General features: G+C 63.8%; 26 protein-coding genes. 11 read left to right on the top strand and 15 right to left on the bottom strand.

Going from position 1 to position 23,693, the window contains the following annotated elements:
• Window positions 1-96: 96 nt before the first annotated feature.
• The 4 genes from ACHAC9_RS01330 to ACHAC9_RS01345 are packed head-to-tail and all read right to left on the bottom strand — an operon-like array spanning window position 97 to window position 2,841.
• Window positions 97-387 carry a BolA family protein gene (locus ACHAC9_RS01330; protein ID WP_435756357.1) on the bottom strand — a complete coding sequence of 97 codons (291 nt, stop codon included), beginning with the start codon at window positions 385-387 and terminating at the stop codon, window positions 97-99.
• Window positions 384-1,016 carry a septation protein A gene (locus ACHAC9_RS01335; RefSeq protein WP_435756359.1) on the bottom strand — a complete coding sequence of 211 codons (633 nt, stop codon included), beginning with the start codon at window positions 1,014-1,016 and terminating at the stop codon, window positions 384-386. Before ACHAC9_RS01335 ends, ACHAC9_RS01330 begins: the two co-directional genes overlap by 4 nt.
• Window positions 1,017-1,030: 14 nt before the next feature.
• Window positions 1,031-1,426, bottom strand: coding sequence for a peptide-methionine (R)-S-oxide reductase MsrB (gene msrB, locus ACHAC9_RS01340; RefSeq protein ID WP_435756361.1), 396 nt, complete (start codon window positions 1,424-1,426; stop codon window positions 1,031-1,033).
• Window positions 1,427-1,446: 20 nt separating this feature from the next.
• Window positions 1,447-2,841 (bottom strand): protein adenylyltransferase SelO, encoded by a 1,395-nt coding sequence (locus ACHAC9_RS01345; RefSeq protein ID WP_435756363.1) that lies wholly within the window; start codon window positions 2,839-2,841, stop codon window positions 1,447-1,449.
• Window positions 2,842-3,118: 277 nt separating this feature from the next.
• Here ACHAC9_RS01345 and ACHAC9_RS01350 point away from each other — a divergent pair, with 277 nt between their 5' ends.
• Complete coding sequence (locus ACHAC9_RS01350) at window positions 3,119-4,771, top strand: 3-(methylthio)propionyl-CoA ligase (RefSeq protein ID WP_435756365.1); 1,653 nt, start codon at window positions 3,119-3,121, stop codon at window positions 4,769-4,771.
• A gap of 40 nt (window positions 4,772-4,811) precedes the next feature.
• Here the strand turns inward: ACHAC9_RS01350 and ACHAC9_RS01355 are convergent, their stop codons facing one another.
• A complete protein-coding gene (locus ACHAC9_RS01355; RefSeq protein WP_435756367.1) occupies window positions 4,812-5,579 on the bottom strand; it encodes a hypothetical protein in 768 nt (255 codons plus the stop codon).
• A gap of 200 nt (window positions 5,580-5,779) precedes the next feature.
• On the opposite strand from ACHAC9_RS01355, the gene ACHAC9_RS01360 reads away from it, so the two are divergent.
• The gene (locus tag ACHAC9_RS01360; protein ID WP_435756369.1) at window positions 5,780-7,867 is read left to right on the top strand and encodes a 3-hydroxyacyl-CoA dehydrogenase NAD-binding domain-containing protein; all 2,088 of its coding nucleotides are present in this window, start codon (window positions 5,780-5,782) and stop codon (window positions 7,865-7,867) included.
• A 66-nt stretch (window positions 7,868-7,933) separates the two neighbouring features.
• Here ACHAC9_RS01360 and pqqE read toward each other — a convergent pair whose 3' ends face one another.
• The 5 genes from pqqE to pqqA form a co-directional block, all read right to left on the bottom strand.
• Window positions 7,934-9,076, bottom strand: a complete 1,143-nt coding sequence (gene pqqE, locus ACHAC9_RS01365; RefSeq protein ID WP_435756371.1) for a pyrroloquinoline quinone biosynthesis protein PqqE — start codon at window positions 9,074-9,076, stop codon at window positions 7,934-7,936.
• A 10-nt stretch (window positions 9,077-9,086) separates the two neighbouring features.
• A complete protein-coding gene (pqqD, locus tag ACHAC9_RS01370; RefSeq protein ID WP_435756373.1) occupies window positions 9,087-9,350 on the bottom strand; it encodes a pyrroloquinoline quinone biosynthesis peptide chaperone PqqD in 264 nt (87 codons plus the stop codon).
• A 15-nt stretch (window positions 9,351-9,365) separates the two neighbouring features.
• Window positions 9,366-10,055, bottom strand: coding sequence for a pyrroloquinoline-quinone synthase PqqC (gene pqqC, locus ACHAC9_RS01375; protein ID WP_435756375.1), 690 nt, complete (start codon window positions 10,053-10,055; stop codon window positions 9,366-9,368).
• Entirely contained in the window at window positions 10,052-10,978 is a 927-nt protein-coding gene (pqqB, locus tag ACHAC9_RS01380) for a pyrroloquinoline quinone biosynthesis protein PqqB (RefSeq protein WP_435756377.1), read from the bottom strand. Before pqqB ends, pqqC begins: the two co-directional genes overlap by 4 nt.
• Window positions 10,979-11,059: 81 nt before the next feature.
• Window positions 11,060-11,134 carry a pyrroloquinoline quinone precursor peptide PqqA gene (gene pqqA, locus ACHAC9_RS01385; protein WP_435757229.1) on the bottom strand — a complete coding sequence of 25 codons (75 nt, stop codon included), beginning with the start codon at window positions 11,132-11,134 and terminating at the stop codon, window positions 11,060-11,062.
• Window positions 11,135-11,446: 312 nt separating this feature from the next.
• Here pqqA and ACHAC9_RS01390 point away from each other — a divergent pair, with 312 nt between their 5' ends.
• From ACHAC9_RS01390 to ACHAC9_RS01400, 3 genes are all read left to right on the top strand, one after another.
• The gene (locus ACHAC9_RS01390) at window positions 11,447-11,839 is read left to right on the top strand and encodes a GNAT family N-acetyltransferase (protein WP_435756379.1); all 393 of its coding nucleotides are present in this window, start codon (window positions 11,447-11,449) and stop codon (window positions 11,837-11,839) included.
• Window positions 11,840-12,399: 560 nt separating this feature from the next.
• Complete coding sequence (locus tag ACHAC9_RS01395) at window positions 12,400-13,635, top strand: MFS transporter (protein WP_435756381.1); 1,236 nt, start codon at window positions 12,400-12,402, stop codon at window positions 13,633-13,635.
• Window positions 13,632-14,270 (top strand): helix-turn-helix transcriptional regulator, encoded by a 639-nt coding sequence (locus tag ACHAC9_RS01400; RefSeq protein ID WP_435756383.1) that lies wholly within the window; start codon window positions 13,632-13,634, stop codon window positions 14,268-14,270. Before ACHAC9_RS01395 ends, ACHAC9_RS01400 begins: the two co-directional genes overlap by 4 nt.
• Window positions 14,271-14,338: 68 nt before the next feature.
• Here the strand turns inward: ACHAC9_RS01400 and ACHAC9_RS01405 are convergent, their stop codons facing one another.
• Window positions 14,339-16,039 (bottom strand): MFS transporter, encoded by a 1,701-nt coding sequence (locus ACHAC9_RS01405; protein WP_435756385.1) that lies wholly within the window; start codon window positions 16,037-16,039, stop codon window positions 14,339-14,341.
• Between the two features lie 297 nt (window positions 16,040-16,336).
• Here ACHAC9_RS01405 and ACHAC9_RS01410 point away from each other — a divergent pair, with 297 nt between their 5' ends.
• The 4 genes from ACHAC9_RS01410 to ACHAC9_RS01425 are packed head-to-tail and all read left to right on the top strand — an operon-like array spanning window position 16,337 to window position 19,551.
• Complete coding sequence (locus ACHAC9_RS01410; protein ID WP_435756387.1) at window positions 16,337-17,515, top strand: acetyl-CoA C-acyltransferase; 1,179 nt, start codon at window positions 16,337-16,339, stop codon at window positions 17,513-17,515.
• Between the two features lie 13 nt (window positions 17,516-17,528).
• Window positions 17,529-17,831 (top strand): Dabb family protein, encoded by a 303-nt coding sequence (locus ACHAC9_RS01415; RefSeq protein ID WP_435756389.1) that lies wholly within the window; start codon window positions 17,529-17,531, stop codon window positions 17,829-17,831.
• 30 nt (window positions 17,832-17,861) lie between these two features.
• Complete coding sequence (locus ACHAC9_RS01420; RefSeq protein WP_435756391.1) at window positions 17,862-18,644, top strand: SDR family oxidoreductase; 783 nt, start codon at window positions 17,862-17,864, stop codon at window positions 18,642-18,644.
• A gap of 10 nt (window positions 18,645-18,654) precedes the next feature.
• A complete protein-coding gene (locus ACHAC9_RS01425) occupies window positions 18,655-19,551 on the top strand; it encodes an SDR family oxidoreductase (protein ID WP_435756393.1) in 897 nt (298 codons plus the stop codon).
• A gap of 57 nt (window positions 19,552-19,608) precedes the next feature.
• Here the strand turns inward: ACHAC9_RS01425 and ACHAC9_RS01430 are convergent, their stop codons facing one another.
• The 4 genes from ACHAC9_RS01430 to ygfZ all read right to left on the bottom strand — a co-directional run bounded on the left by ACHAC9_RS01430 (window position 19,609) and on the right by ygfZ (window position 21,928).
• On the bottom strand, window positions 19,609-19,752 hold the full coding sequence (locus tag ACHAC9_RS01430) for a hypothetical protein (RefSeq protein WP_435756395.1): 144 nt from the start codon (window positions 19,750-19,752) through the stop codon (window positions 19,609-19,611).
• Window positions 19,753-19,846: 94 nt separating this feature from the next.
• Entirely contained in the window at window positions 19,847-20,590 is a 744-nt protein-coding gene (locus tag ACHAC9_RS01435; protein WP_435756397.1) for an NRDE family protein, read from the bottom strand.
• A complete protein-coding gene (locus tag ACHAC9_RS01440; protein ID WP_435756399.1) occupies window positions 20,581-20,865 on the bottom strand; it encodes a DUF4936 family protein in 285 nt (94 codons plus the stop codon). The genes ACHAC9_RS01435 and ACHAC9_RS01440 overlap by 10 nt, the downstream gene beginning before the upstream one ends.
• 1 nt (window position 20,866) lies before the next feature.
• Window positions 20,867-21,928 carry a CAF17-like 4Fe-4S cluster assembly/insertion protein YgfZ gene (ygfZ, locus tag ACHAC9_RS01445; RefSeq protein ID WP_435756401.1) on the bottom strand — a complete coding sequence of 354 codons (1,062 nt, stop codon included), beginning with the start codon at window positions 21,926-21,928 and terminating at the stop codon, window positions 20,867-20,869.
• Between the two features lie 112 nt (window positions 21,929-22,040).
• Between ygfZ and mltG the strand changes: the two genes are divergently transcribed.
• Both mltG and tmk read left to right on the top strand, forming a co-directional pair.
• Complete coding sequence (gene mltG / locus ACHAC9_RS01450) at window positions 22,041-23,042, top strand: endolytic transglycosylase MltG (protein WP_435756403.1); 1,002 nt, start codon at window positions 22,041-22,043, stop codon at window positions 23,040-23,042.
• Window positions 23,039-23,653: a dTMP kinase gene (tmk, locus tag ACHAC9_RS01455; protein WP_435756405.1), complete on the top strand. Its 615-nt coding sequence runs from the start codon at window positions 23,039-23,041 to the stop codon at window positions 23,651-23,653. The genes mltG and tmk overlap by 4 nt, the downstream gene beginning before the upstream one ends.
• Window positions 23,654-23,693: the final 40 nt, after the last annotated feature.

Consider the following 23,693-nt stretch of genomic DNA (forward strand, 5'->3'; position numbering starts at 1 on the left):
TGGAGGGAGTTGCTTGGACGTTATTGGAGTATTTTTTGTGCGGATCAGTTCAAACATGATTGTGCGATACAAGTCTTAAGCGACCCTGAACCGGCCTCAGTCCGTTTCAGAAGGCGCCAGGGCCGTAATGGCAAGGGCATGGATCTCGGCCCGCATCATTTCGGCCACGGCATCATACACCAGTCGATGACGCATGACGAGTCTCAGTCCATGGAAGCGTTCCGAGACGATCTTCACGCTGTAATGCCCGCCGCCGGAGGCTGCGCCGGCATGGCCGGCGTGCAGATGCGAGTCGTCGCCGACCTCGAGGGATGTCGGCGCCAGGGCGGCCTGCAGCGCAGCGCGAATGCGCTCCACGCGGTGATCGACGGGGTTAGTCAAGTTCATGCTTTCTCCTGCGGAATGTGCTTCATGAGCAGCATCGACTGGCCGATGGTGAACAGGAAGAAAATGGCGGTCATGCCGAAGACCTTGAAGTTGACCCAGGCCGCCGTGTTATCGCGAAACACCACGAAGGCCATCACCAGGTTCAGGGCGCCGAGCAGGAACAGGAAGGCGGCCCAGGTGAAACCGACGCGCGGCCAGACCGCGTCCGGCAGCGGCAAGGCTTCTTCCATGGCTTTGCGCATCAAATTCTTGCCGAAGAACAGCTGGCTGATCAGGAGCGCTGCGGCGAACACCCAATAGATGATGGTCGGCTTCCACTTGATGAAGGTTTCGTCGTGCAGGTAGATGGTCATGCCGCCGAAGACGACGATGACGAAGAACGACACCCACAGCATGCCATCGACCTTGCGCCGCCGAAGCATCAGGTAGCCCACCTGCAGGAAAGTCGCCAGGATCGCCACCACGGTGGCGAGCATCATCGGCGCCTGGTCCGCCAGGATCTTGCCGCCCGAAACCAACCCCCCAAGATATTGCTCGGCGAGGGCAAGTGCGGCCGCTTCGTTGCCGTTCCCGAGTTTGTAGACGAGGAAGAACAGGATCAGCGGGAAAAAGTCGAACAGGAATTTCATGGTGCTCCGGGAATTTAAACTTCGTCGAACCGCAGCGAGGCGGAATTAATGCAGTACCGTAAGCCGGTCGGCGGCGGGCCGTCGGGGAACACATGGCCGAGGTGGGCGTCGCAGACGGCGCAGATGATTTCGGTGCGCCGCATGCCGTGCGTGGTATCCGTCTTTTCGATCACGTTGTCAGGATCGAGCGCACGGAAATAACTCGGCCAGCCGCAGCCGGACTCGAACTTGGCGTCCGATTCGAACAGCGGCGTATTGCAGCAGACGCAGTGGTAGATGCCGTGGCCGTGGTGGTCCCAGTACTTGCCGGTGAAGGCGCGTTCGGTGGCGGCATGGCGCGTCACCTGGTATTCCATCGGGTCCAGCTGCGAACGCCACTCGGCGTCGGTCTTCGTTACTTTATCGGTCATGGTGGTCTTTCTGGAATAAATCAGGATGAGCAGCTTACTTCGAGGTGCGCCGCCCAGTCCGGCGGCAGCGCGGCGTAGACTTCATTGCCCGGCTGCTCGTCGAAAGGCTGCTCGAGTATGGCGAGCAGCGTGGCCACGCCCGCATAGTCGCCGTTCTGTGCCTGTTCGATCGCCTGCTGGGCCAGATAGTTTCGCAGGATGTACTTCGGGTTGACGCGGTTCATGCGCGCGCGGCGTTCGGCATCGATGCTCGATTCGCCACGCAGGCGTTCCCGGTAGCGCAGGGCCCATTCGTCGAATGCGGCGCGGTCGAGGAACAGGTCGCGCAGTGGTGCGTCAAGCTCCTGGGCATCGACCTGCAGGTCGCCCAGGCGGCGGAACAGCAGCGTGAAGTCGACGTGGCCGGCCTGCATGATGGTAAACAAGCCGTCGATCAGGGCCCGGTCGCCTTCCTGTGTGGTGGCCAGGCCGACTTTCGCGTGCAGCAGCTCGTCGAGCTTTTCCTCGAACGCCGGCATGTAGGCGTCGAGTGCTCCCTGGGCATCCTCGACCGTGCCGATCAGTGGCAGCAGCGCATTGCCCAGCGCATAGCAGTTCCAATGGCCGATCGCCACCTGGTTCGCATACGAGTAGCGCCCGCCCTGGTCGGTATGATTGCAGATGTAGTTGACGTCGAAGGCTTCCATGAAGCCGAAGGGGCCGTAGTCGAGCGTCAGGCCGAGGATCGACATATTGTCGGTGTTCATCACGCCATGCATGAAGCCGACCGACTGCCAGCCGGCGATCATGCGCGCCGTGCGGCGCGTTACTTCGGCAAGCAGTTCTTTATACGGATTGGCAGCACCGCGCAGCTCTGCGTAGAAGGTGTCGATGACGTAGTCGGCGAGAAGACGCAGTTCGTCCGGGCGGTCGCGGTAATGCCAGTGCTCGAAGGAGCCGAAGCGTACGAAGGAAGGCGCCATGCGCGTCACGACCGAGGCAGTCTCGATGTTCTCACGCATCACGCGCTGGTTCGAACCGGTGATGACCAAGGCACGCGTGGTCGGAATACCGAGCGCGGCCATCGCTTCGGAGCAGAGGAATTCGCGGATCGAGGAGCGCAGCACCGCGCGTCCATCGCCCATGCGCGAATACGGCGTCTTGCCGGCGCCTTTGAGTTGCAATTCCATGCGGCCTTCCGGGCCGTCGGCGTCGCCCAGCAGGATCGCGCGCCCGTCGCCGAGCTGGCCGGCCCAGACGCCGAACTGGTGGCCGGAATAGACCGCCGATACCGGTTCGGAGCCGGGCAGGGGAGTGTTGCCGGTGAAGGCATTCACGAAATCGTCGCCCTTCAAGGTCTCCACGTCGAGCCCCACCAGGGCTGCGGCGCGGCTGCTGGCCGCGACAAAATACGGCGCGGGCAGGGGCGTCGGCATCAAGCGCGTATGGAAGGCGGGCGGCAGCGCGGCAAAGCCGTTCTTGAGGTGCAGGTCGTCGGGCGTAATGGCAGCTCCAGGGCAAAAAGAGGAAACAGGACGATTTTACCGTACCCGGCACATTCTATTCGCGCACGCCCGATCTGCACCCGGCCCTTACATCCGGTAACGGAAAAGCACGCTCGTGCTGCACCGCAACATCGAAACGTCTTGACGGGCTGCGCCAGCGCGAATCACACTCGTCCGGAGTTAACATTCCGTCCACAGGAGACCCGCAATGACGTCCTATCCGAAGAGCCCGCTCATGGGCCAGATGATGAACCAGCCGCTGCTCATATCGAGCATCATCGAATTTGCGGCGCGCCATTTCGGCGGCAACGAAATCGTGTCGCGCCGCGTCGAAGGCGACATGCACCGCTACACCTACCGCGAGTGCGAAGGCCGTGCGCGCCGCATGGCACATGTGCTGCAAGGATTGGGCGTGCAGATCGGCGACCGGGTCGCGACCCTGGCCTGGAACGGCTACCGCCACCTCGAGCTGTACTACGCGGTCTCGGGGTCGGGCGCGGTGATGCACACGGTGAACCCGCGCCTGCATCCGGAGCAGATCGCCTATATCGTCAACCACGCCGAAGACCAGTACCTGTTCTTCGACCTGACCTTCCTGCCGCTGGTGGAGGCCGTGGCCGCCCACTGCAAGACGGTCAAGGGCTTCGTCCTGATGAGCGACCGCGCGCACATGCCGGCCGAGACCAAGATCGCCAACCTGCTGTGCTACGAAGACCTGATCGCGTCTTCCAGCGACGACTACGCCTGGCCGCTGTTCGACGAGAACTCGGCGGCGACCCTGTGCTACACCTCGGGCACGACCGGCAACCCGAAGGGCGCGCTGTACTCGCACCGCTCGACCATCCTGCACGCCTACGCCGCCAGTTCGCCGAGCGCGCTGAACGTGGCGTCCAGCGACACGGTGCTGCCGGTGGTGCCGATGTTCCACGTCAACGCCTGGGGCCTGCCGTATTCGGTGCCGCTGTCGGGCGCGAAGATGGTGTTCCCGGGTGCCGCGCTGGACGGCAAGTCGCTCTACGACCTGTTCGAATCCGAGGGCGTGACCTTCTCGGCCGGCGTGCCGACGGTCTGGCTCGGCCTGATCAACCATGCGGTCCAAAACAATCTGCAATTCTCGACCTTCCGCCGCACCGTGATCGGCGGCTCGGCCTGCCCGCCGGCGATGATGGACACCCTGATCGACAAGCTCGACGTGCAAGTCATCCACGCCTGGGGCATGACCGAAATGTCGCCGCTCGGCACGGCCAGCACGCTGCAAGCCAAGCACCTGAAGTTGCCAAAGGATGAGCAGCGCAAGATCCTGCAAAAGCAGGGCCATGCGATCTATGGCGTCGACTTGAAGATCGTCGACGACGACGACAAGGAACTGCCGTGGGACGGTGTCACCTACGGCCACCTGTACGTGAAGGGCCCGTGGATCATCACGCGCTATTTCAAGGACGAAGGCGGCGACGTACTGAAGGATGGCTGGTTCCCGACCGGCGACGTGGCGACCATCGATGCCGACGGGTATATGCAAATTACGGACCGCAGCAAGGACGTGATCAAGTCCGGTGGCGAGTGGATCGGCAGCATCGACCTGGAAAACATCGCGATGGCACACCCGGCCGTGCTGCAGGCGGCCTGCATCGGCGTCGCGCACCCGAAATGGGATGAGCGCCCGATGCTGGTCGTGGTGAAACGTCCGGGCCAGGAACTGTCGCGCGAGGAGTTACTCAGCTTCTTCGAAGGCAAGATCGCGAAATGGTGGCTGCCGGACGACGTGGTGTTTACCGAGGCGCTGCCGATGGGAGCCACCGGTAAGATCCAGAAGAACCGGCTGCGCGATCAGTATCGTGAGCACAAGCTGCCGACGGCGTAAGGGATGTTGAGCTGTGGGCGGCATTTCGCCCGCAGCTCAATCACCCACCGCCGGCCCGATTGACCAGATGGCGGAAGGTCGGCTCGATGTTTTGCGCGTGCAGGTGACGTACGATATCTTCCAGCGTAGCATTGCGTAGCAGCAGTTCGCTCGTGTCAGCCTGCGGGGCCGAGCCGGGCTGCACGGCTGTCAGCGTCACCGCAGCAGCCGGCCGCACCGGCTGCAATGCGGCAATCGCTGCATGAAACTGTTCCAGCTCGATGCTCTCGAGCTGCTCGAGGAAAGCGGCCTGCGCGACCGGCGGGGGCGCCATCTCGAGGCCGGGTTCATCGATGAACGAAGCTCCCATGCCCGGATGAATGAAGGCGGCCCAGCGCCCGCTTGCCCCATCGCGGCAGGGCGGCAGTTCCGCAAGCCGCGTCGCCGCGTCGGGCGCGACCACCAGATCCGGGAAAGCGGCCTCGCGCAGCAGTTCCAGGAATTGCCGGGCCAGGTCGGCCGGCACCGGCGCCTCCAGGGATAACCACAGCCGGAAACCCGACACCGCGGAGATGCTGACGCCTGGCGCAGGGAAGCCGTAGCGCGCCTGCAAGGCATGGGCGACTTCGCACAGGCGCGCCCAGTGCTGGCCGTCTTCCTGGTACCTGGCCTTGTCGAAGGGGATGACGATGGCGCGGGTCGTCCCCTCAGGCGTGCTCAAGTCGACGGGCGCCGTGTCCTCGCCCAGTACACGTTGGGCCAGCAGACCCGGGTTCGGCTGGCCGGTCGCCATATACAGGCGCACCAGCTGCGCAATCAGTTTTTCCATCTGTCTTCTCCAAGTTCGTGCGCGCTGCGCTCTTGTGCGCAGCGATTGTTCGAGCGCATTCTGACACAGCACGGCAGCCAATACCGGGACCAGGCGGGCGCATCTCAAAAAACGCCGCGCCGGCCCTGAAGAAATAACACGACCGTACTTTTTGGCGTTATAGTTGAAAGTGCTGGTTCAACTATTAAAAAGGAAGAGACATGAGTGCAGACTACGTCGTGCATGGCAGCGTTGCCGTCATCACCCTGAACAATCCACCGGTCAATGGCCTCGGCATGGACACCCGTACCGCGGCTGTGGAAGCGCTGCGCCGCGCCGCCGAGGACGATGCCGTGAAGGCGATCGTGATCACCGGCGCCGGCAAGGTGTTTTCGGGCGGGGCGGACATTCGCGAATTCAACTCACCGAAAGCGCTGACCGAGCCGACCCTGCACACCCTGATCGCGACGGCCGAGAATTCGGTCAAGCCGGTCGTGGCCGCCATCCACGGCGTCTGCATGGGCGGCGGCCTCGAGCTCTCGCTCGGCTGCCACTACCGCGTCGCTACGCGTGGCGCCCAGATCGGCCTGCCGGAAGTCAAGATCGGACTGGTCCCGGGCGCCGGCGGCACCCAGCGCCTGCCGCGCGTCGTCGGCCTCGAGCTTGGCCTGAACATGATTGTCTCAGGCAACCCGGTGCTGTCCGAACTGCTGGCCGAGACCAAGTTGTTCGACAAGGTATTCGCCGAAGGCGCTGACCTGGTGGCGTCCGCCGTGGAATTTGCGAACGGCATCGCCGACGCCCGTCCGCTGCCGAAAGTGCGCAACCTGAAGGTCGATTATCCGAACCATGAAGCCTTCCTGCAGTTCTCGCGTAACACCGTGAAGGCCATGGCCGGCGTCTTCCCGGCGCCGCTCGAATGCGTCGAGTGCGTGGCAGCCGCCGTCACGATGAAGTTCGAAGAGGGCTTGAAGTACGAGCGCGATCGTTTCCTGGCGCTGGCGCAGACCGACGAATCGAAAGCACTGCGCCATGCCTTCTTCGCCGAACGCGCAGCGAGCAAGGTGCCGGACGTGCCAGGCGACACCCCGACCCGCAATATTGCCCGGGCAGCCGTGATTGGCGCCGGCACCATGGGCGGCGGCATCGCCATGAACTTCGCGAACGCCGGCATTCCGGTCACGATCCTGGAAACGAAGCAGGAAGCACTGGATAAAGGCCTGGCATTGATCCGCAAGAATTATGAAAACACGGTCAAGAAGGGCAAACTGTCACCCGAAAAGGCGGGCCAGCGCATCGGCCTGATCAGCGGCACCCTGTCGTACGAGGAGATTGCCCAGGCCGATATCGTGATCGAAGCCGTGTTCGAAGACATGGGCGTGAAGGAAACCGTGTTCCGCCAGCTGGACGCGGTCATGAAGCCGGGCGCGATCCTCGCCTCGAACACCTCGACGCTCGACCTCGACCGCATCGCCGCCTTCACGGAGCGTCCGCAGGACGTGATCGGCCTGCACTTCTTCAGCCCGGCCAACGTGATGAAGCTGCTGGAAATCGTGCGCGGAAAGGAAACCGGCAAGGACGTGCTGGCGACCGCCCTGGCGCTGTCGAAGAAGATCAAAAAGACCGGCGTGGTGTCGGGCGTGTGCGACGGTTTCATCGGCAACCGCATGCTGGAACAGTACCTGCGCCAGGCCTTCTTCCTGCTGGAAGAAGGCGTGCTGCCGGAACAGATCGACAAGGCAATCGAGAAATTCGGTTTTGCCATGGGACCGTTCCGCATGAGCGACCTGGCCGGCAACGACATCGGGTGGTACATCCGCAAGCGCCGCACCATCGAGACCCCGGACATCGACTACTCGAAGGTGCCGGACCTGCTGTGCGAACAGGGCCGCTTTGGCCAGAAGACCGGTGCCGGCTGGTACGACTACAAGGCGGGCGACCGCACGGCCTATCCGTCGCCGGTCGTCAACGACCTGATCATGTCGCAATTGCAGGCGAGCGGCGCCGAGTCGCGCAAGGTATCGGACCAGGAAATCGTCCAGCGCCTGCTGTTCGCGCTGGTCAATGAGGGCGCCCTGATCCTGGAAGAAGGCATCGCCCTGCGCGCGTCCGACATCGATATGGTCTACCTGACCGGCTACGGCTTCCCGCTGCACCGCGGTGGCCCGATGCTGTACGCGGACACGGTCGGCCTGCCGAACGTGCTCGAATCCATGCGCGGTTTTGCGCGCGGCAAGCATGGCGACGCCTGGAAGCCGGCCCCGCTGCTCGAACGCCTGGCAGGCGAGGGCAAGGGGTTTAACGGCTGATAGCGCCGGCTTGAAGTGACCGCGACGCCGCTGCCTGCAGCGGCGTCTTTCGTTGCGCTGGCGACTTCATGTTCCCACAGTACCGATACGGCGCGAATTGAGGTCGGTGCGAAACACGATCGGTTGCGCTGCGGCTTCTGCCTGTCCGCGCTGCGCTTGCATGACAATGGTCTGCAGCTCGGCGTGGTGCGGCGACCTGGCGCACACCGGGTCGGCATTCTCCGCGTCGCCCGTCATTGCATAGGCCTGGCAACGGCAGCCGCCGAAATCCTTGTCCTTCTCGGGACAGCTGCGGCAAGGCGATTTCATCCATGCATCGCCCCGGTAGCGATTGAAGGCGCCGCTGGCGTACCAGATCTCCTCCACTGAAAAATCGCGCACGTTGGGAAACGCGATGCCCGGCAGCGAGCGCGCCGCATGGCAGGGCAGGGCCGTGCCATCGGGCGCGATGCCGAGGAAGACCGAGCCCCATCCGTTCATGCAGGCCTTCGGGCGTTCCTCGAAATAGTCCGGCACGACGAACAGGATCCGTACCTTGTTGCCGATTCGGGCGCGGAAGTCGTTGACCACGGCCTCGGCGCGCACGAGTTGCTCGCGCGTCGGCATGAGCTGAGCGCGGTTGACAAGACCCCAGCCGTAATACTGCGTATTCGCCAGTTCGAGGTACTCGACACCCATCTCGAGCGCCATCTCGATGATCCGGCCGACATGGTCGAGGTTGAAGCGGTGCAGCACGACATTGAGCACCATCGGATAGTCGTATTGCTTGATCAGCTTTGCGACCTGCAGTTTGAGGTCGAAGGTCCTGGTGCTCGAGAGGAAGTCGTTCATCTCCCGCGTCGAGTCCTGGAACGATAGCTGGACGTGGTCGAGGCCAAGTGCCTTCATGCGCGCCAGGCGCGTTTCGGTGAGACCGATGCCGGACGTGATCAGGTTGGTGTAGAAGCCGAGCCGGCGGCCTTCGCCGACGAGCTCCTCGAGGTCGTCCCGCAGCATGGGTTCGCCGCCCGAGAAGCCGAGCTGGGCCGCACCGAGTGCGCGCGCCTGGCGCATGACGTCGAACCACCCGGCGGTGGAGAGCTCGGCTTTCTCACGCGTGTAGTCGACCGGGTTATAGCAGAAGGCACAATGGAGCGGGCAGCGGTAGGTCAGCTCGGCCAGCAGCCAGAGGGGCGCCGCGATTCCGGCCGGGGGCAGGGGAGCGTTCATGGACGCTCCCTCAGGCAAGCCAGCCGCGTTCGTTGGCGGCGCGCAGGAAATCGTCGACATCGTCCTGCAGGCCGCTGGCGCCGAAGGCCTGTTCCAAGTCGGCGACGATGGCCGGTATGCTGCGCTGGCCGTCGCAGCGTTTCAGGATCTCGGCCGCACTCCCGTTCAGTTTGACCATTCCTTCCGGATACAGCAGGACGTATTTGTTCTGCGTTTCCTCCCACTGCATGCGAAACACGCGGGACAGCGATGGTTTGTCGGGCAGGGTGTTCATGTCGGTCTCCGCTGTTCAGGGATAGGCTTTATCGATCGCGTCCAGCATGGCCCACAGGACATCGAGTTTGAATTGCAGGATCTCCAGCGCGCGGCCCTGTTGGGCACGGGTCGTGAAATGGCCGAGCGTCACCTGCAAGCCGTGCTCGACGTCGCGCTCGGCCAGCGAAATCCGGCTGCGGAAATACTGCAAGCCCTCGGGGTCGATCCAGCCGTAGTGTTCCGGCCAGTTGGCCAGGCGGTCCTTGTGGATTTGCGGCGCAAACATTTCAGTGAGCGAGGAGCAGACCGCTTCCTGCCAGGGCGCCTGGCGGGCGAAGTTGAGATACGCGTCGACGGCGAAGCGCACGCCGGGCACGACGAGCCGTTGTGACCACAGCGCCACCGGGTCGATGCCGACCGCCGCGCCAAGGCGCACCCAGGCTTCGATGCCGCCCTCGTTGTCGTCCCAGCCGTCATGGTCGAGAATCCGGCGCACCCACTTGCGCCGGGTTTCCCGGTCGGGGCAGTTGGCGATGATGGCGCCGTCTTTCTGCGGGATGTTGACCTGGTAATAGAAGCGATTCGCGACCCAGCCGCGTAGCTGGTCCCCGCTCAGCTGCCCGCTGTTCATCCTGACGTTGAACGGGTGATGGATGTGGTAACCGGCGCCGCATGCGCGCAGTTGCGCTTCAAATTCGCTGCGGCTCCAGGGTGGAAGCGTCATAGGTGGATCTCCATGCCGTCGAAAGCGACCTCGATGCCATGGCGCGCCAGGGTAGCGCGCTGCGGCGAGTCGTCGTCGAGGATCGGGTTGGTATTGTTGATGTGGATGAGGATCTTGCGGCGCGCATCGATGCTGTCGAGCACGGCGATCATTCCCTCCGCGCCCGATTGCGGCAGGTGGCCCATGTCGGCCGCGCTCTTGCGCGAGAACCCGAGTTCGGTCATTTCATCCTGGGTCCAGAAGGTGCCGTCGACCAGCACGCAGTCGGCGCCGCGCAGGGCGGCCTCCACATGCGGCTCGATGGCGCCGAGTCCGGGTGCGTAGAACACGGATGTTCCCTTGTCCAGGTCCTCGATCAGGAGGCCGATGTTGTCGCCCACGCCGGGATGGGTCCGGTGCGGCGAATACGGCGGCGCCTTGCTGGTCAAGGATAGCGGCGTGAAGCGGATGCCCTCGATGCCCGGCACCTCCACCGGCAGCATGGCCGGGCCACCATCCACGGCATGCAGCGCGTGCCAGCGCACGCCGCAGTAGTGCGACAGGACGGGAACGAGCGGCAGACTGGTATTGAGGTCGTCCCAGACCGATGCACTGCAGTAGAGCGGCAGCGTTTTTCCCTCGCGCAGCATCAAGAGGCCGGTGACGTGGTCGACCTGGGCATCCATCAGCATCACGGCGGCAATGCCGGAATCGCGCCTGCTCCGCGCAGGCTGCAAGGCCGGCGTGGCGCGGATCTGCGCCAGAATATCGGGCGAAGCGTTGATCAGCACCCAGTCGTTGCCGTCTTTTGAGACTGCAATCGACGATTGGGTGCGCGCCGTGGCGCGCAAGCTTCCACTGCGCAGGCCGGCGCAATTGCGGCAGTTGCAGTTCCACTGCGGGAAACCGCCACCCGCCGCCGAGCCCAAGACGATGATCTTCATGTGTTGTCCGGTTGTTCGGAGGACCGTGCGCCCGGGGCTAAGTTCCGGGGCACGGTTTCCGGTGAAACGCGCGCTTGGCGCTTAGCGCTTGGCGATGTAAAGCGTGATTTCGAAGCCAAAACGCCAGTCGATGAATTCCGGTTTGCTCCAGGTCATGATCGATCTCCTCAAGAATAAAATGGTTGGGTCTGTCGAATGCACGGACACACTGCGCTGGGGGAGAACCCCCGGGCCCTTGCAGAATGAAAGCAAGAGCAATTTCTGTGCCGTGTGGCCAGGCGGGGCGCCGGCGGCATGGCATGTTCACGGATAGAACAGTGTGTCGAAACTGAACACACCGTTCGCAACAATCCGTACGCTGTGTCATGCCCGGTATAATTTCCGGCTAGATCGTCAACCCGCTCACGATAAATGTTTCTTGATCGCTCTCCACATTTTCGACAAGCGCGCAGCGCGGACATTCCCGCCATGTCGCGAATTCGCTTATCCGTCACTGAAAACGTGTTATCCGACCCGAGTCGGGTGACCGACCAGATGTACGAAGACTATCTTGAAGCCGCGGGCCGTGGCTGGGTTGCGGAAATCGACGGGGAGGTTGCCGCTTTCTGTTACGCCGATAAACACGACGGATCGATCTGGGCCTTGTTTGTCAATCCAGGGGACGAAGGCCAGGGTATGGCAAAGAGATTACTGGGCCTGGCGGTGAACTGGATTTTCGAATTGGGCCACGCATCTGCCCGACTCGATACGACGGCCAATACCCGGGCCGACCGTTTTTATCGTTTGCAAGGCTGGGAACGCCGGCCGGTCAGTGACACCAAGGTCGAATATTTCCTGCACAGGCCCGGCACGGTGTTGTAGTTCCAGTCCTTTCCATTGCTCCTGCGCCACATCTGGCCCATATTCGCATGGTTAAAAGGCGAATATTGTCCTAGCCTTGAAAGCGATTCTGCGCCGCCCGGCACGGTTTGGCCGCCGGCCTGTGCGCTTGACGATGGCCTGGTGGAACGCCGCATGCGCATTACATTTAAAACCCCGGATCAACCCGACGTGCACGCGCTAAGTACTTGACCGGGAATAAATGTGAATTTTGGCAAACAGAACCGGATGCGGTGCAAGGCGGCGAGTGCGCCGCAGTGCGAGCACTGCGAGCACTGCAAGCACGAGGCAACGCAGCAACGCGCCGGTTCTGGCAGCCAAAAACACATTTATTTCTGGGCGAGTACTTTAGTGCAGGAACTCGATGCTTACCTGTATTCCCGTTATCCGGCCGAAAACATGTACTCACTCGCTCTCGGTCTTCATGAATAAGAACGCAGCTTGAGATCTTGCGTGACGTTCGGCTGCGGTGTGACGAGCCCGGCTGGCAATAAATAAACACAGCAATTTACTTATTGCCGAGCCGGGACCAGAATGTGCGCATGCGCTCCCGTTCACCCTCGACCAACAACGCATTGCTGATCGCCAGTGCCTGCCTGCTGGGCTTGCTGTCCACGACCGGCGCTTCGCTGCCGTATCCGATCCTCGCGCCCTTGTTCGGGGGCGACACCGGCAACGGGCTGACAAACTTTCTCGGCATCCCGGCCAAACTGTTGCTCGGCATCGCGCTGATGGTCAACCCGCTCGGGCTCTTGATCGGCAGCACCGTGCTGGGAGCTGTCTCCGACCGCCTGGGACGGCGGCGCATCCTGCTTGCGACCGCAATCGGCGGCGCGCTCGGCCATGCCCTGACGGCAGCGGCCCTGGTCGCCGAATCCTATCCGCTGTTCCTGCTGGCCCGTTTCGGCACCGGTCTGCTCGAGGGGAATGGCGCGATCATGCGTGCCATGCTGGCGGAAAAGCTGGAAGGAGGCTTGCGCAACCACGCGCTGTCCTGGCTGAACGGGGCATTTCATCTGGGCTGGCTGGTCGGGCCGCTGCTGGCGGGATTGACGGTGGGTGTCTCGATCACGCTGCCGTTTTCGATTGCCGCCGGCGCCTTGCTGCTCGGCGCCGCGCTGGCGGCGCTTGCGCTCGCGCGGGAAACGCCGGCGCCCGCTACCGGCGAGCGCTGGTGGGCGGTGGCGCGCGAGCGCCATGCGTTCACCCTGCTGCGCCACGCACCGCTACGCGCGCTCTTTTACATCCACTTCGCTTACGCCTGCGGCGTTGCCGCCTTCTACGAATTCTTCCCGCTGTGGCTGGTCGATGTCGGACGCTACGACGTGCGCCAGATCGCTTTCGTCAACATGGGCATGTGCGCCCTGATGACCTTTGCCGCGCTGTTCGCAGGCCGCGCGAGCAACATCGACCCGCAGCGCCGCGCCAGTGTCCAGGCGGGCCTGGCGGCGCTGGCGATCTTGGCGGTTGGCTTCGGCAGCCTCGGCGTCGGCCTGGCGGCCATCGTCCTGTTTGGCTTGCCGCATGCGTATTACAACGCGACCGTGCAGGGCTGGGCTGCGGACCGTTTCGGCGGCTTCGGCCAGGGCGCCGTCATGGGCTTGCTGTCGGCCACCTTCTGCCTGGCGAACATCGTCATGGCGCTGGCGGGCGGCCTGCTGGCGCTGGTCGACACCCGCCTCGTGCTCATTGTCGGCGGGGCGATGGCGGTCTGGGCGGCGCTTGCCATGCGCAGCGCAAGCGCGCGCAAGGCAGAGCGCGCGGTGGGGGCCAAATGAATTCGATCGAACAGCTGCTGTCGCTGCTCAAAACCCGCGGGCCGCAGACGGCCCAGGCGCTCTCGAGCCTGCTCGGCCTGACGTCGATGGGCGCGCGGCGCCAGCTCGAAGCGGCGCAGGAAAAAGGCCTGGTGGCGTATGTCGACAGCCCGGGCAAGGTGGGCCGGCCGGTGCGGCGCTGGATGCTGACCGAAGCGGGCCACGCGCGTTTCCCCGACCGCCATGCCGAGTTGACGCTGGACCTGATCGCGCAACTGCGCCTGTTGTTCGGAGAAGAAGGACTCGGGCGCCTGATCGGCGCGCGCGAACACGCCGTCGAAGCGGCCTACCGTTCCCAGGTCGATGCGTCATCAAGGCTGCCAGAACAGGTCGCCGCGCTGGCGCGCGCACGCAAAGCCGAGGGCTACATGGCCGAGGCCGAACCCCAGCCGGACGGCAGCGTGCTGCTGGTCGACCACCATTGCCCGATCCGCGCGGCCGCACGCAGCTGCCAGGATTTCTGCCGCTCCGAGCTTGCCGTGTTCGGACGGGTACTGGGGCCGGGTGTATCGGTGCTGCGCATCGAACATCAACTGGCTGGGGCGCGGCGCTGTGCGTACCGGATCACCGCTGTGGCCGCAGCGCCCGCTGGCTGAAGCGCGGCACCAGCCATAAAAAAATGCCGCTGTTTCCAGCGGCATTGTCGTTTCAACGCGGACGATGCTCAGTCGGATGCGTAGATGTTGTTGTCCTTGGTTTCGCGAACGAAGAACGCACCGATCACGACAGTGATGAGGGCGATGATGATCGGGTACCAGAGGCCATAGTATATGTTGCCGTTGGCCGCTACCAGGGCGAACGAGATGGTCGGCAGCAGGCCGCCGAACCAGCCGTTACCGATGTGGTAAGGCAGGGACATCGCGCTGTAGCGGATACGGGTCGGGAACATCTCGACCAGCATCGCCGCGATCGGGCCGTAGACCATGGTCACATAGAGCACCAGGATGAACAGCAGCAGCACCAGCATCGGCTTGTTGATCCGGGCCGGGTCGGCTTTTTCAGGATAGCCGGCGGCCTTCAGGGTGCCGACGACTTCGGTCTTGAGCGCCGCTTCCTTGGCCTTGCTGTCGGCGTCGAAGTTCAGGTTGTCAGGCGTCATGACGGCGTTGAACGACTGGATGAGCTTGTCGCCGACCTTGATCTGGGCCACGGAGCCGGCCGGCGCGTCGACGGTCGTGTAGTTCACCGAGGCGTTGGTCAGCATGCGGGTGGCGATGTCGCAGGACGCAGGGAACTTGGCGGTGCCGGTCGGGTCGACCTGGAAGTTACAGGTGGCCGGGTCGGCGACGACGGTGACCGGGGCGGTGGCGATTGCCTGTGCCAGGGCCGGATTGCCGTAGTGCGTGATCGCCTTGAAGATCGGGAAGTAGGTCGCCGCGGCGATGAGGCAGCCGCCGAGGATGATCCACTTGCGGCCGATCTTGTCCGACAACGCGCCGAAGAACAGGAAGAACGGGGTCGCCAGCAGCAGGGCGATCGCGATCAGGATGTTGGCGGTCGGGCCGTCGATCTTCAGGGTCTGGGTCAGGAAGAACAGGGCGTAGAACTGGCCGGTGTACCAGACCACGGCCTGGCCCATCGTCAGGCCGATCAGGGCCAGGATGACGATCTTGGCGTTTTTCCAGTTCAGGAAGGCTTCCGACAGCGGCGCCTTCGAGGTCTTGCCCTCGGCCTTCATCTTGGCGAACGCCGGCGACTCGTTCATCGACAGGCGGATCCAGACGGAGATGCCGAGCAGGACGACGGACAGCAGGAACGGAATGCGCCAGCCCCATTCGGTGAACTCGGCTTCGCCGACGATGGTACGGGTCGCGAGGATGATCAGCAGCGACAGGAACAGGCCCATGGTCGCGGTGGTCTGGATCCAGGCGGTGAAGAAGCCGCGCTTGCCTTCCGGAGCGTGCTCGGCAACGTAAGTGGCCGCGCCGCCGTATTCGCCACCCAGCGCCAGGCCCTGCAGGATGCGCAGCGTGACGAGGATGATCGGCGCCGCGATGCCGATCGTGGCGTAACCCGGCAACAGGCCGACGATGAAGGTGGAGGCGCCCATCAGCAGGATGGTGATCAGGAAGGTGTATTTGCGGCCGATCATGTCGCCCAGGCGGCCGAACACGAGGGCGCCGAAGGGACGCACGATGAAGCCGGCGGCGAAGGTGAGCAGGGCGAAGATGAAGGAGGTGGTGGGATCACCAAGGAAAAACTGCTTGCCGATGATGGCGGCAAGCGAACCGTAGAGGTAGAAATCGTACCATTCGAAAACGGTGCCAAGCGAGGAAGCAAAGATCACCTTGCGTTCTTCCTTGGTCATCCCCTGCGAGGAAGGCACTGCCTTGCCGCCCGCGGTCATTCCGGGTGTGACTGCCATTTTTTGTCTCCGTATAATAATGTTATTGCCGCATCGGATAGCCGAGACTTTGTCAGCTGGGACGCAGTGTGACTCGTTAAACTTACGTCATGCTTGCTCCAAACTTACCGGAAACTTACAGTTTCTTGACGACTTCGGTTGTCGGTAGCGGAGCCAACCAGTCTCTCTGTATTTGGACAGCGACCGGCGCCAAAAAGATCCGGAACAACCGTTTGAGGCCGCTCACAGAATTTGCGAACGGTCGTACTTAATTGTGCTATTCTCGGTTGGTCCAAAACCAACTATAGGGAGACCAGCATGCAAGACGCAGTGATCGTATCGACCGCCCGCACGGGCCTGGCCAAGTCGTGGAAAGGGTCCTTCAACATGACCCACGGCGCCACCCTTGGCGGCCACGTGCTGGCCGCGGCCATTGCGCGCGCCGGCATCGAAGCGGGCGAAGTGGAAGACGTGGTCATGGGTTGCGCCAATCCGGAAGGCGCCACGGGCGCCAACATCGCGCGCCAGATCGCGCTGCGCGCTGGCTGCCCGACCACGGTGCCGGGCATGACGGTCAACCGCTTCTGTTCCTCGGGTCTGCAGACGATTGCGCTGGCGGCCCAGCGCATCATCGCCGGAGAAGGCGAGATCTACGCCGCCGGCGGCGTCGAATCGATCTCCTGCGTGCAGCAGGAAATGAACACGCACATGATGACCGACCCGTGGCTGCGCGCAAACAAGCCGGAAATCTACTGGCCGATGCTGCAGACGGCCGAGACGGTCGCGAAACGGTATGGCATCCCGAAGGAACGCCAGGACGCCTACGGCGTGCAGAGCCAGCAGCGCGCCGCGGCCGCCCAGGCCGCCGGTCGTTTTGAGGCCGAAATCGTACCGATGACCACGGTGATGGGCGTGGCCGACAAGGCGTCCGGCCGCCTGCTGACGCGTGAAGTCACCATGTCTGCCGACGAGGGCATCCGCGCCGATACGACGATCGAAGCCGTGTCGAAGATTCGCACCGCGCTCGCGGGCGGGGTGATCACGGCCGGCAACGCCAGCCAGTTCTCGGACGGCGCCTCGGTCTCGATCCTGATGAGCCGTAGCATGGCCGAATCGAAAGGCCTGCAGCCGCTGGGCGTGTTCCGCGGCTTCGCGGTGGCTGGCTGCGAGCCGGACGAGATGGGCATCGGTCCCGTGTTCGCGGTGCCGAAACTGCTGCACAAGGCGGGCCTCACGGTGGCCGACATTGGCCTGTGGGAATTGAACGAAGCGTTTGCCGTGCAGGTGCTGTACTGCGCGGACAAGCTCGGCATTCCGATGGACCGCCTGAACGTGAACGGCGGCGCGATCGCGGTCGGCCACCCGTATGGCGTGTCCGGTGCGCGCCTGGTCGGTCATGCACTGATCGAAGGCAAGCGCCGCGGCGTGAAATATGTCGTCGTCACGATGTGCATCGGCGGCGGGCAGGGCGCGGCAGGCTTGTTTGAAGTGCTGTGATTCGAAAGAACATATGATCAAACACATCGTCATGTGGAAGCTCAAGGACGAGGCCGAAGGCGCCGACCGCCTCACGAATGCGCGTGAAATGAAGCGCCGCCTCGACGCGTGCGCGGACATCGTCCCGGGCATCCTCACCTTCGAAGTCACGCTCGCCCAGCCGGGCCTGGAAGCGACCTGCGACGTCGTCCTGTACTCGGAATTCGAGAACAAGGCGGCATTGGAAGCCTACGCCATGCACCCGACGCACAAGGCGCTGGTGCCCTTCATCGGCGCCGTGCGCGAAGGGCGCCAGTGCATGGATTACGAAGTTTGACACCCCCACCATAAAAAATACGGAGACAGCATGCGCACTACACAGGAACTTTTTTCGTTGCAAGGCAAGACGGCGCTGGTGACCGGCGGCTCGCGCGGGCTCGGCCTGCAGATGGCCGAGGCACTTGGCGAGCAGGGCGCGCGCATCGTGATTTCGGCGCGCAAGCAGGATGAACTCGACGAAGCTGTCGCACACCTCACCGCACGCGGCATCGAGGCGTCCGCCATCGCGGTCGACCTGCAGAGCGAGGCAAACGTGCAGCCTTTCGTGGAGGAAGCGCTGCGCCGCCTCGGCCAGATCGATATCCTGGTCAACAACGCCGGCGCCAGCTGGGGCGCGCCCGCCGAGGACCACCCGCTCGAAGCCTGGGACAAGGTCATGAACCTGAACGTGCGCAGCATCTTCCTGGTCTCGCAGGCGGTCGGCAAGCTGTCGATGATTCCGCGCCACTACGGCAAGATCATCAACATTTCCTCGATCGCCGGGCTGGCGGGCAATGCGCCGGGCACGATGAGCACGATCGCCTACAACACCTCGAAAGGTGCCCTGGTCAATTTCACGCGCACCTTGGCCGGTGAGTGGGGCCGCCACGGGATCACCGTCAATTCGATTGCGCCAGGCTTTTTCCCATCTAAAATGACCAAGGGCGTACTGGCTTCGATCGGCGTCGACAAGCTCGCGCAAGGATCGCCCCTGGGCCGCCTGGGCGACGACGAAGACCTGAAGGGCGCGGTGGTGCTGTTCGCCTCCGACGCGAGCAAGCACATCACGGGCCAGATCCTGGCTGTCGACGGCGGCGTGTCCGCGGTCTGAGGAGAGTCAATTGAAAAATTTCAAGGGCAAGGTAGCCGTCATCACCGGCGCCGGCAGCGGCCTGGGCCGTGAATTCGCCGACCGCGCCGCCGAGCTGGGCATGAAGCTGGTGCTGGCCGACGTCCAGGCCGACGCACTCGAACGCGCCACCGATGAATTGCTGGCGGGCGGCGCCGAAGTGCTGGCCATGGTGTGCGACGTCAGCAAGGGCGCGCACGTGCAGGAACTGGCCGACGCGGCCATCGCCCGCTTTCACGGCATCCACCTGGTGTTCAACAACGCCGGCGTCGGCTCGGGCGGCCTGATCTGGGAAAACAGCGAGGCCGATTGGGAATGGGTACTGGGCGTGAACCTGTGGGGCGTGATCCACGGTGTGCGCATCTTCATGCGCGCCATGCTCGAGTGCGCCAAGCGCGATCCGGACTACGAGGGGCATATCGTGAATACGGCCTCGATGGCGGGTCTGCTCAATGCCCCGGCGATGGGCGTCTACAACGTCTCCAAGCATGCCGTGGTCTCGCTCTCGGAAACGCTGTACCACGACCTGCAACTGGTCAACGCCCCGATCGGCGCGTCGGTGCTCTGCCCGTATTTCGTGCCGACCGGAATCAACCAGTCGCACCGCAACCGTCCGGACGAGCTCAAACCCGATGTCGGCCCGACCGCCAGCCAACTGGCATCGCAGGCCGTGACGACCAAGGCGGTCCAGTCGGGCAAGGTGTCGGCGGGCGACGTCTCGCGCATCACGTTCGACGCGATCCGCGACGGCCAGTTCTACATCTATTCGCACCCGCAGGCGCTGGGCGGCGTGCAGGAACGGATGGACGCCATCGTCCACGCCAAGAATCCGCCGGATCCGTACGGAGCGACGCCGCACGTGCGCGAGATGCTGCGCTCGCGGCTGTAAACGGGGCAGCGATGCGACCTTAAGCGGAGCCTGCGGGCTCCGCTTTTTTATGGCGTGTCAGCTGCCGTTAGCAAGCTCCGCCGTCGTAGCCGTCGGGTTATTGCTTGGCAGCTCGCCGATCGTGCCAGTCCTTGATGGGGTCTGGCAACCGAGCAGGAACGCGGCCAGGCTGGCGCTGAACAGGAGTCGGGAAGTGCGCATGGTGGTCCTCCGTGCGTGAATACATCGAAGGACGACGCTAGCGCCGTGGGTGGCGGGAGGTTTGAATTCGATCAAACGGATTCCGGGAACTAATTTACGGCTGCACAACCCGCTCATGCAACTCCGCCGGCGCATGTTCATACAGCTTCACTACCGTCGAGGTCCTGGTTCCATACCCCGGCGTCTCGATGCACACCGCCGACAGCACGCGCTCCAGATCGAGCGGCACGCCGGTCGCCGGCAAGCGCATGTCCGGCGCGCAGGTGGTGTCGGCCAGCATTTCGAAATAGGCATCCTCGGGCGCGCCCTGGCACAGCAGGCTGGCGAACTGGGCTTTCGTACGCGTCACCTTCGGCCATGGTGCGTCGAGCAAGCCATTCGAGACGCCGTAAATGCGCCCGGCCTCCAGGGGCTGGCCATTGCGCGGGTCGTCGCCGGCGCGGTTCGAGTACCAGTACAGGTTGCCGACGTCGCCCAGCACAAGGTTGAAACCGTTGTACACGTCGCCGCGCGCGGCGATCAGGTCCAGGTACTCGGCCGCTGAAAGCGAACCCTTCAGGAAATCGGCCACCAGTTCGCCGCGCGAGGGCGCGTTCGCGCGGCCTTCGCCGGGGGCGCGGATGTTGGTGAGCGCGGCAAATTTCGGGCCGTTCGGCCCTTCGCGCGTGATGCCCATCCAGCTGCCGCCGTGTTCGAGGTCGCGTCCGGCAATCAGGTTGGGATGCTCAAGCCAGGGCGCGGCGGGCGCGGCCGGGCGGTCATAGAATTCGTCGCGGTTGGCGGCAGCGATCACCGGCACGCCGGGGATGACTCGCCAGGCAAATACGATCAGGCACATGGTGGGAACTCCATGAAAATTTCGACACGGCGCGGGCCTTCCACCAGGCCCTCCAGGCCGGCGTGCGCGACAGCTGCTTCGAGATCGGCGGCAAAGTGCTCGGGCACGTCCGGATAGACTTCCATCCAGGTTTGCAAGCCGCCCTGACTTTCCGGCCGGCGCAGCAGGCGGGCGGCGCCGGGCTGGATCACCCTGGCCTGGAGGGAGCAGACCAGTGGCGCGAGTGCCGCGGCGTGCTCGTCGCGCACCTTGTAATACACGTAGAGGTCGATCATGCTACAGGTCGAGCGCGTCCAGCGCGTAGGGCATCGTCAGGAAGCGCAGGGGCGCGCCGCCGCTCGCGCCCAGGTGCACGTCTTCCTCCAGCGCGGCGAGCTTCGTTTCGACCAGCAGGTCGGCGCCGCCCAGGCCGTTCGGCGCGGCATTGACGACCATGCCGCAGGGCTGGTCGGGGTCGGCTTTCGAAAACACCTCGTCGCCGGCGCGGGCGGCGGCGTTCTCGACCGACGCCAGGCTCGTCCTGCGCTTGAGTTTGCCGAGATACTGGCTGCGCGCGACGATTTCCTGGCCCGGATAGCAGCCCTTCTTGAAGTTCACGCCGCCGAGCAACTCGAAGTTGATCATTTGCGGCACGAACTGCTCCTGGGTGGCGGCGGTCACTTGCGGCACGCCGGCGTGGATCGCGGCCAGTTGCCAGGCGGCGTTGCCGCCGAGCACCAGCTGCGTCGACAGCGCCGGCAGGATGGCCTGGGCATGCGCAGCCGAAGTGACCCACAGGTAACGCGGGGCGCCGAATGCGTCGGACAAACGAATCACGGTGCCACGCTCGTCATGCGTGCTCGCCATGGCAACGTCCGGCAAGACCAGGCCCCAGGCGCGCAGGACGGCTTCGCCCTTGACGCCACCGATGCCGATCACGGCCGCGACGGCGTCCTCAAAGGTCGCATCGCGCAGCTTCGCTTTCGAGCGCATCACGAACATTGACAGACGCTTTTGCAGCGGCGCCTGGATCGAGCGCGGCAGTTGCAGCCACACGGTCGCTTCAGGGTCGCGCCACATCAGGAAGGTCGCCTGCAGTCGCCCCTTGGGCGTACAGAAGCCGGCGAGCCGTGCTTCGCCCGTACCCAGGTGCTCGACGTCGTTCGTCAGCTGACTGTGCAGGAAGCGCGCGGCGTCCTCGCCGGCGACCGCAATCAGGCCGAGATCGGTGACCGGCGCGACGAACCCAAGCGCCAGATCGTCGACCGTCAAGGTGCGGCCGAAATCCTCGACCGCTGTCGCTTCATCGATATGGAAGCGGGCGCCGTGCGACGCCAGATATTCTGTCCAGTTGCTCATAAATGCAATATGCTTCGCGGTTTAGGCTTTATCATTACGGCCTCATTATAGAGTTGTCGAGCAAATCGCGCCGGAGACGGCAAAACAGCCTCCGCGAAACACACAAAACAGAATGGCATTCATCAAAAAATCTCTCGTCGCTGCGATCGTCCTGCCCATCATGGTCGTCGGCGCTTTCGCGTGGTGGTCCAAGGATCCGCTGACCACGGCCGAACCCCCGATCGAATTCACGATCACCCCTGGCAGCGGCGTCGGCGCCGCCGCCCAGCAAATGGTCAAGGCGGGTGTGCCCGTCAACCCATTCCTGTTCCAGATCCTCGCGCGCGTGACCGGGCAGAGCGCCCGCATCAAGGCCGGCAGCTATGAGCTGAAACCGGATACCTCGCCGCGCTTGCTGCTCGCCCAGCTGGTGCGAGGCGAATTCGCTCAGGAAACGCTTACCATCATCGAAGGCTGGACCTTCCGCCAGATGCGTGAAGCGATCGATGGCGCCAAAACGCTGCGCCATGAAACGGCGAAGATGTCGGATGCCGAATTAATGGCCAAGGTCTCTCCTTCCTACAAACAGCCCGAAGGCCTGTTCTTCCCGGATACCTATCTGTTCGCCAAGGGCGCGAGCGACTTGCAGATCTACAGGCAGGCGCACCAGATGCTGCTGACCCGCCTGAACGCGGCCTGGGAAAAGCGCGACGCGGACCTGCCTTACAAGACACCGTACGAAGCGCTGATCATGGCCTCGATCGTCGAGAAGGAAACCGGGCAGAAGAGCGAACGGGCGATGATCGCCGGCGTGTTCGTCAACCGCCTGCGCACCGGCATGATGCTGCAGACCGACCCGAGCGTGATCTACGGCATGGGCGCGCGCTACCATGGCAAGATCGCGAAGAAGGATCTCCAGACCGATACGCCGTACAACACCTATACCCGCTACGGCTTGCCGCCGACGCCGATCGCGCTGCCGGGCACCCAGTCGCTCTCCGCGGCCCTGGCGCCCGCCAACACCCCGGCCCTGTATTTCGTGTCGCGCAATGACGGCACCAGCCAGTTCTCGGAAAACCTCAACGACCATAACCGCGCCGTGAACCAGTATCAGCGCGGCGCGAGCACGCCATGAGTTCGCGCGGTAAATTCATTACGGTCGAGGGGATCGACGGCGCCGGCAAGTCGACCCATATCGGCTTCGTGACGCAATTGCTGGAGTCGCGTGGCAAGACAGTCGTTTCTTCACGCGAACCGGGCGGCACGCCGCTGGGCGAAAAGTTGCGCGACCTGCTGTTGCACGAAAAAATGCACCTGGAAACCGAAGCCTTGCTGATGTTCGCCAGCCGGCGCGAGCACATGGCGCAGGTCATCGAGCCGGCGCTCGATGCCGGCGCCTGGGTGCTGTCGGACCGGTTTACCGACGCCAGCTTCGCCTACCAGAGCGGCGGGCGCGGCATGGACCGTGCGAAGATGGAAGCGCTCGAAGCCTGGGTCCACCCGGACCTGCAACCTGACCTGACGCTGTTGTTCGACGTGCCCCTGGAAGTGGCGCGCGAACGCCTGGATGCGACGCGGGACCTCGACAAGTTCGAGCGCGAGCAGGGCGAATTCTTTGCCCGCTGCCGCGCGGAATACCTGCGCCGCGCCGCCCAGTATCCGGCACGCTTCGCCGTCATCGATTCGACGCGCAGCATCGCCGAGACCCAGGCCAAGATCGGTGAGGCGCTGGAGACATTGTTGTGACGATTTATCCTTGGCAGGCAGCCGCCTGGAGCCAGCTCCA

The organism is Massilia sp. CMS3.1 (assembly GCF_051262535.1).
Taxonomy (GTDB): Bacteria; Pseudomonadota; Gammaproteobacteria; order Burkholderiales; family Burkholderiaceae_D; genus Telluria.

Bases quoted from the DNA above. Each gene is read 5' to 3' on its own strand.
- ACHAC9_RS01330 (WP_435756357.1), bottom strand. From the start codon at position 387: ATGAACTTGACTAACCCCGTCGATCACCGCGTGGAGCGCATTCGCGCT.
- ACHAC9_RS01335 (WP_435756359.1), bottom strand. From the start codon at position 1,016: ATGAAATTCCTGTTCGACTTTTTCCCGCTGATCCTGTTCTTCCTCGTC.
- msrB (WP_435756361.1), bottom strand. From the start codon at position 1,426: ATGACCGATAAAGTAACGAAGACCGACGCCGAGTGGCGTTCGCAGCTG.
- ACHAC9_RS01345 (WP_435756363.1), bottom strand. From the start codon at position 2,841: ATGCCGACGCCCCTGCCCGCGCCGTATTTTGTCGCGGCCAGCAGCCGC.
- ACHAC9_RS01350 (WP_435756365.1), top strand. From the start codon at position 3,119: ATGACGTCCTATCCGAAGAGCCCGCTCATGGGCCAGATGATGAACCAG.
- ACHAC9_RS01355 (WP_435756367.1), bottom strand. From the start codon at position 5,579: ATGGAAAAACTGATTGCGCAGCTGGTGCGCCTGTATATGGCGACCGGC.
- ACHAC9_RS01360 (WP_435756369.1), top strand. From the start codon at position 5,780: ATGAGTGCAGACTACGTCGTGCATGGCAGCGTTGCCGTCATCACCCTG.
- pqqE (WP_435756371.1), bottom strand. From the start codon at position 9,076: ATGAACGCTCCCCTGCCCCCGGCCGGAATCGCGGCGCCCCTCTGGCTG.
- pqqD (WP_435756373.1), bottom strand. From the start codon at position 9,350: ATGAACACCCTGCCCGACAAACCATCGCTGTCCCGCGTGTTTCGCATG.
- pqqC (WP_435756375.1), bottom strand. From the start codon at position 10,055: ATGACGCTTCCACCCTGGAGCCGCAGCGAATTTGAAGCGCAACTGCGC.
- pqqB (WP_435756377.1), bottom strand. From the start codon at position 10,978: ATGAAGATCATCGTCTTGGGCTCGGCGGCGGGTGGCGGTTTCCCGCAG.
- ACHAC9_RS01390 (WP_435756379.1), top strand. From the start codon at position 11,447: ATGTCGCGAATTCGCTTATCCGTCACTGAAAACGTGTTATCCGACCCG.
- ACHAC9_RS01395 (WP_435756381.1), top strand. From the start codon at position 12,400: ATGCGCTCCCGTTCACCCTCGACCAACAACGCATTGCTGATCGCCAGT.
- ACHAC9_RS01400 (WP_435756383.1), top strand. From the start codon at position 13,632: ATGAATTCGATCGAACAGCTGCTGTCGCTGCTCAAAACCCGCGGGCCG.
- ACHAC9_RS01405 (WP_435756385.1), bottom strand. From the start codon at position 16,039: ATGGCAGTCACACCCGGAATGACCGCGGGCGGCAAGGCAGTGCCTTCC.
- ACHAC9_RS01410 (WP_435756387.1), top strand. From the start codon at position 16,337: ATGCAAGACGCAGTGATCGTATCGACCGCCCGCACGGGCCTGGCCAAG.
- ACHAC9_RS01415 (WP_435756389.1), top strand. From the start codon at position 17,529: ATGATCAAACACATCGTCATGTGGAAGCTCAAGGACGAGGCCGAAGGC.
- ACHAC9_RS01420 (WP_435756391.1), top strand. From the start codon at position 17,862: ATGCGCACTACACAGGAACTTTTTTCGTTGCAAGGCAAGACGGCGCTG.
- ACHAC9_RS01430 (WP_435756395.1), bottom strand. From the start codon at position 19,752: ATGCGCACTTCCCGACTCCTGTTCAGCGCCAGCCTGGCCGCGTTCCTG.
- ACHAC9_RS01435 (WP_435756397.1), bottom strand. From the start codon at position 20,590: ATGTGCCTGATCGTATTTGCCTGGCGAGTCATCCCCGGCGTGCCGGTG.
- ACHAC9_RS01440 (WP_435756399.1), bottom strand. From the start codon at position 20,865: ATGATCGACCTCTACGTGTATTACAAGGTGCGCGACGAGCACGCCGCG.
- ygfZ (WP_435756401.1), bottom strand. From the start codon at position 21,928: ATGAGCAACTGGACAGAATATCTGGCGTCGCACGGCGCCCGCTTCCAT.
- mltG (WP_435756403.1), top strand. From the start codon at position 22,041: ATGGCATTCATCAAAAAATCTCTCGTCGCTGCGATCGTCCTGCCCATC.
- tmk (WP_435756405.1), top strand. From the start codon at position 23,039: ATGAGTTCGCGCGGTAAATTCATTACGGTCGAGGGGATCGACGGCGCC.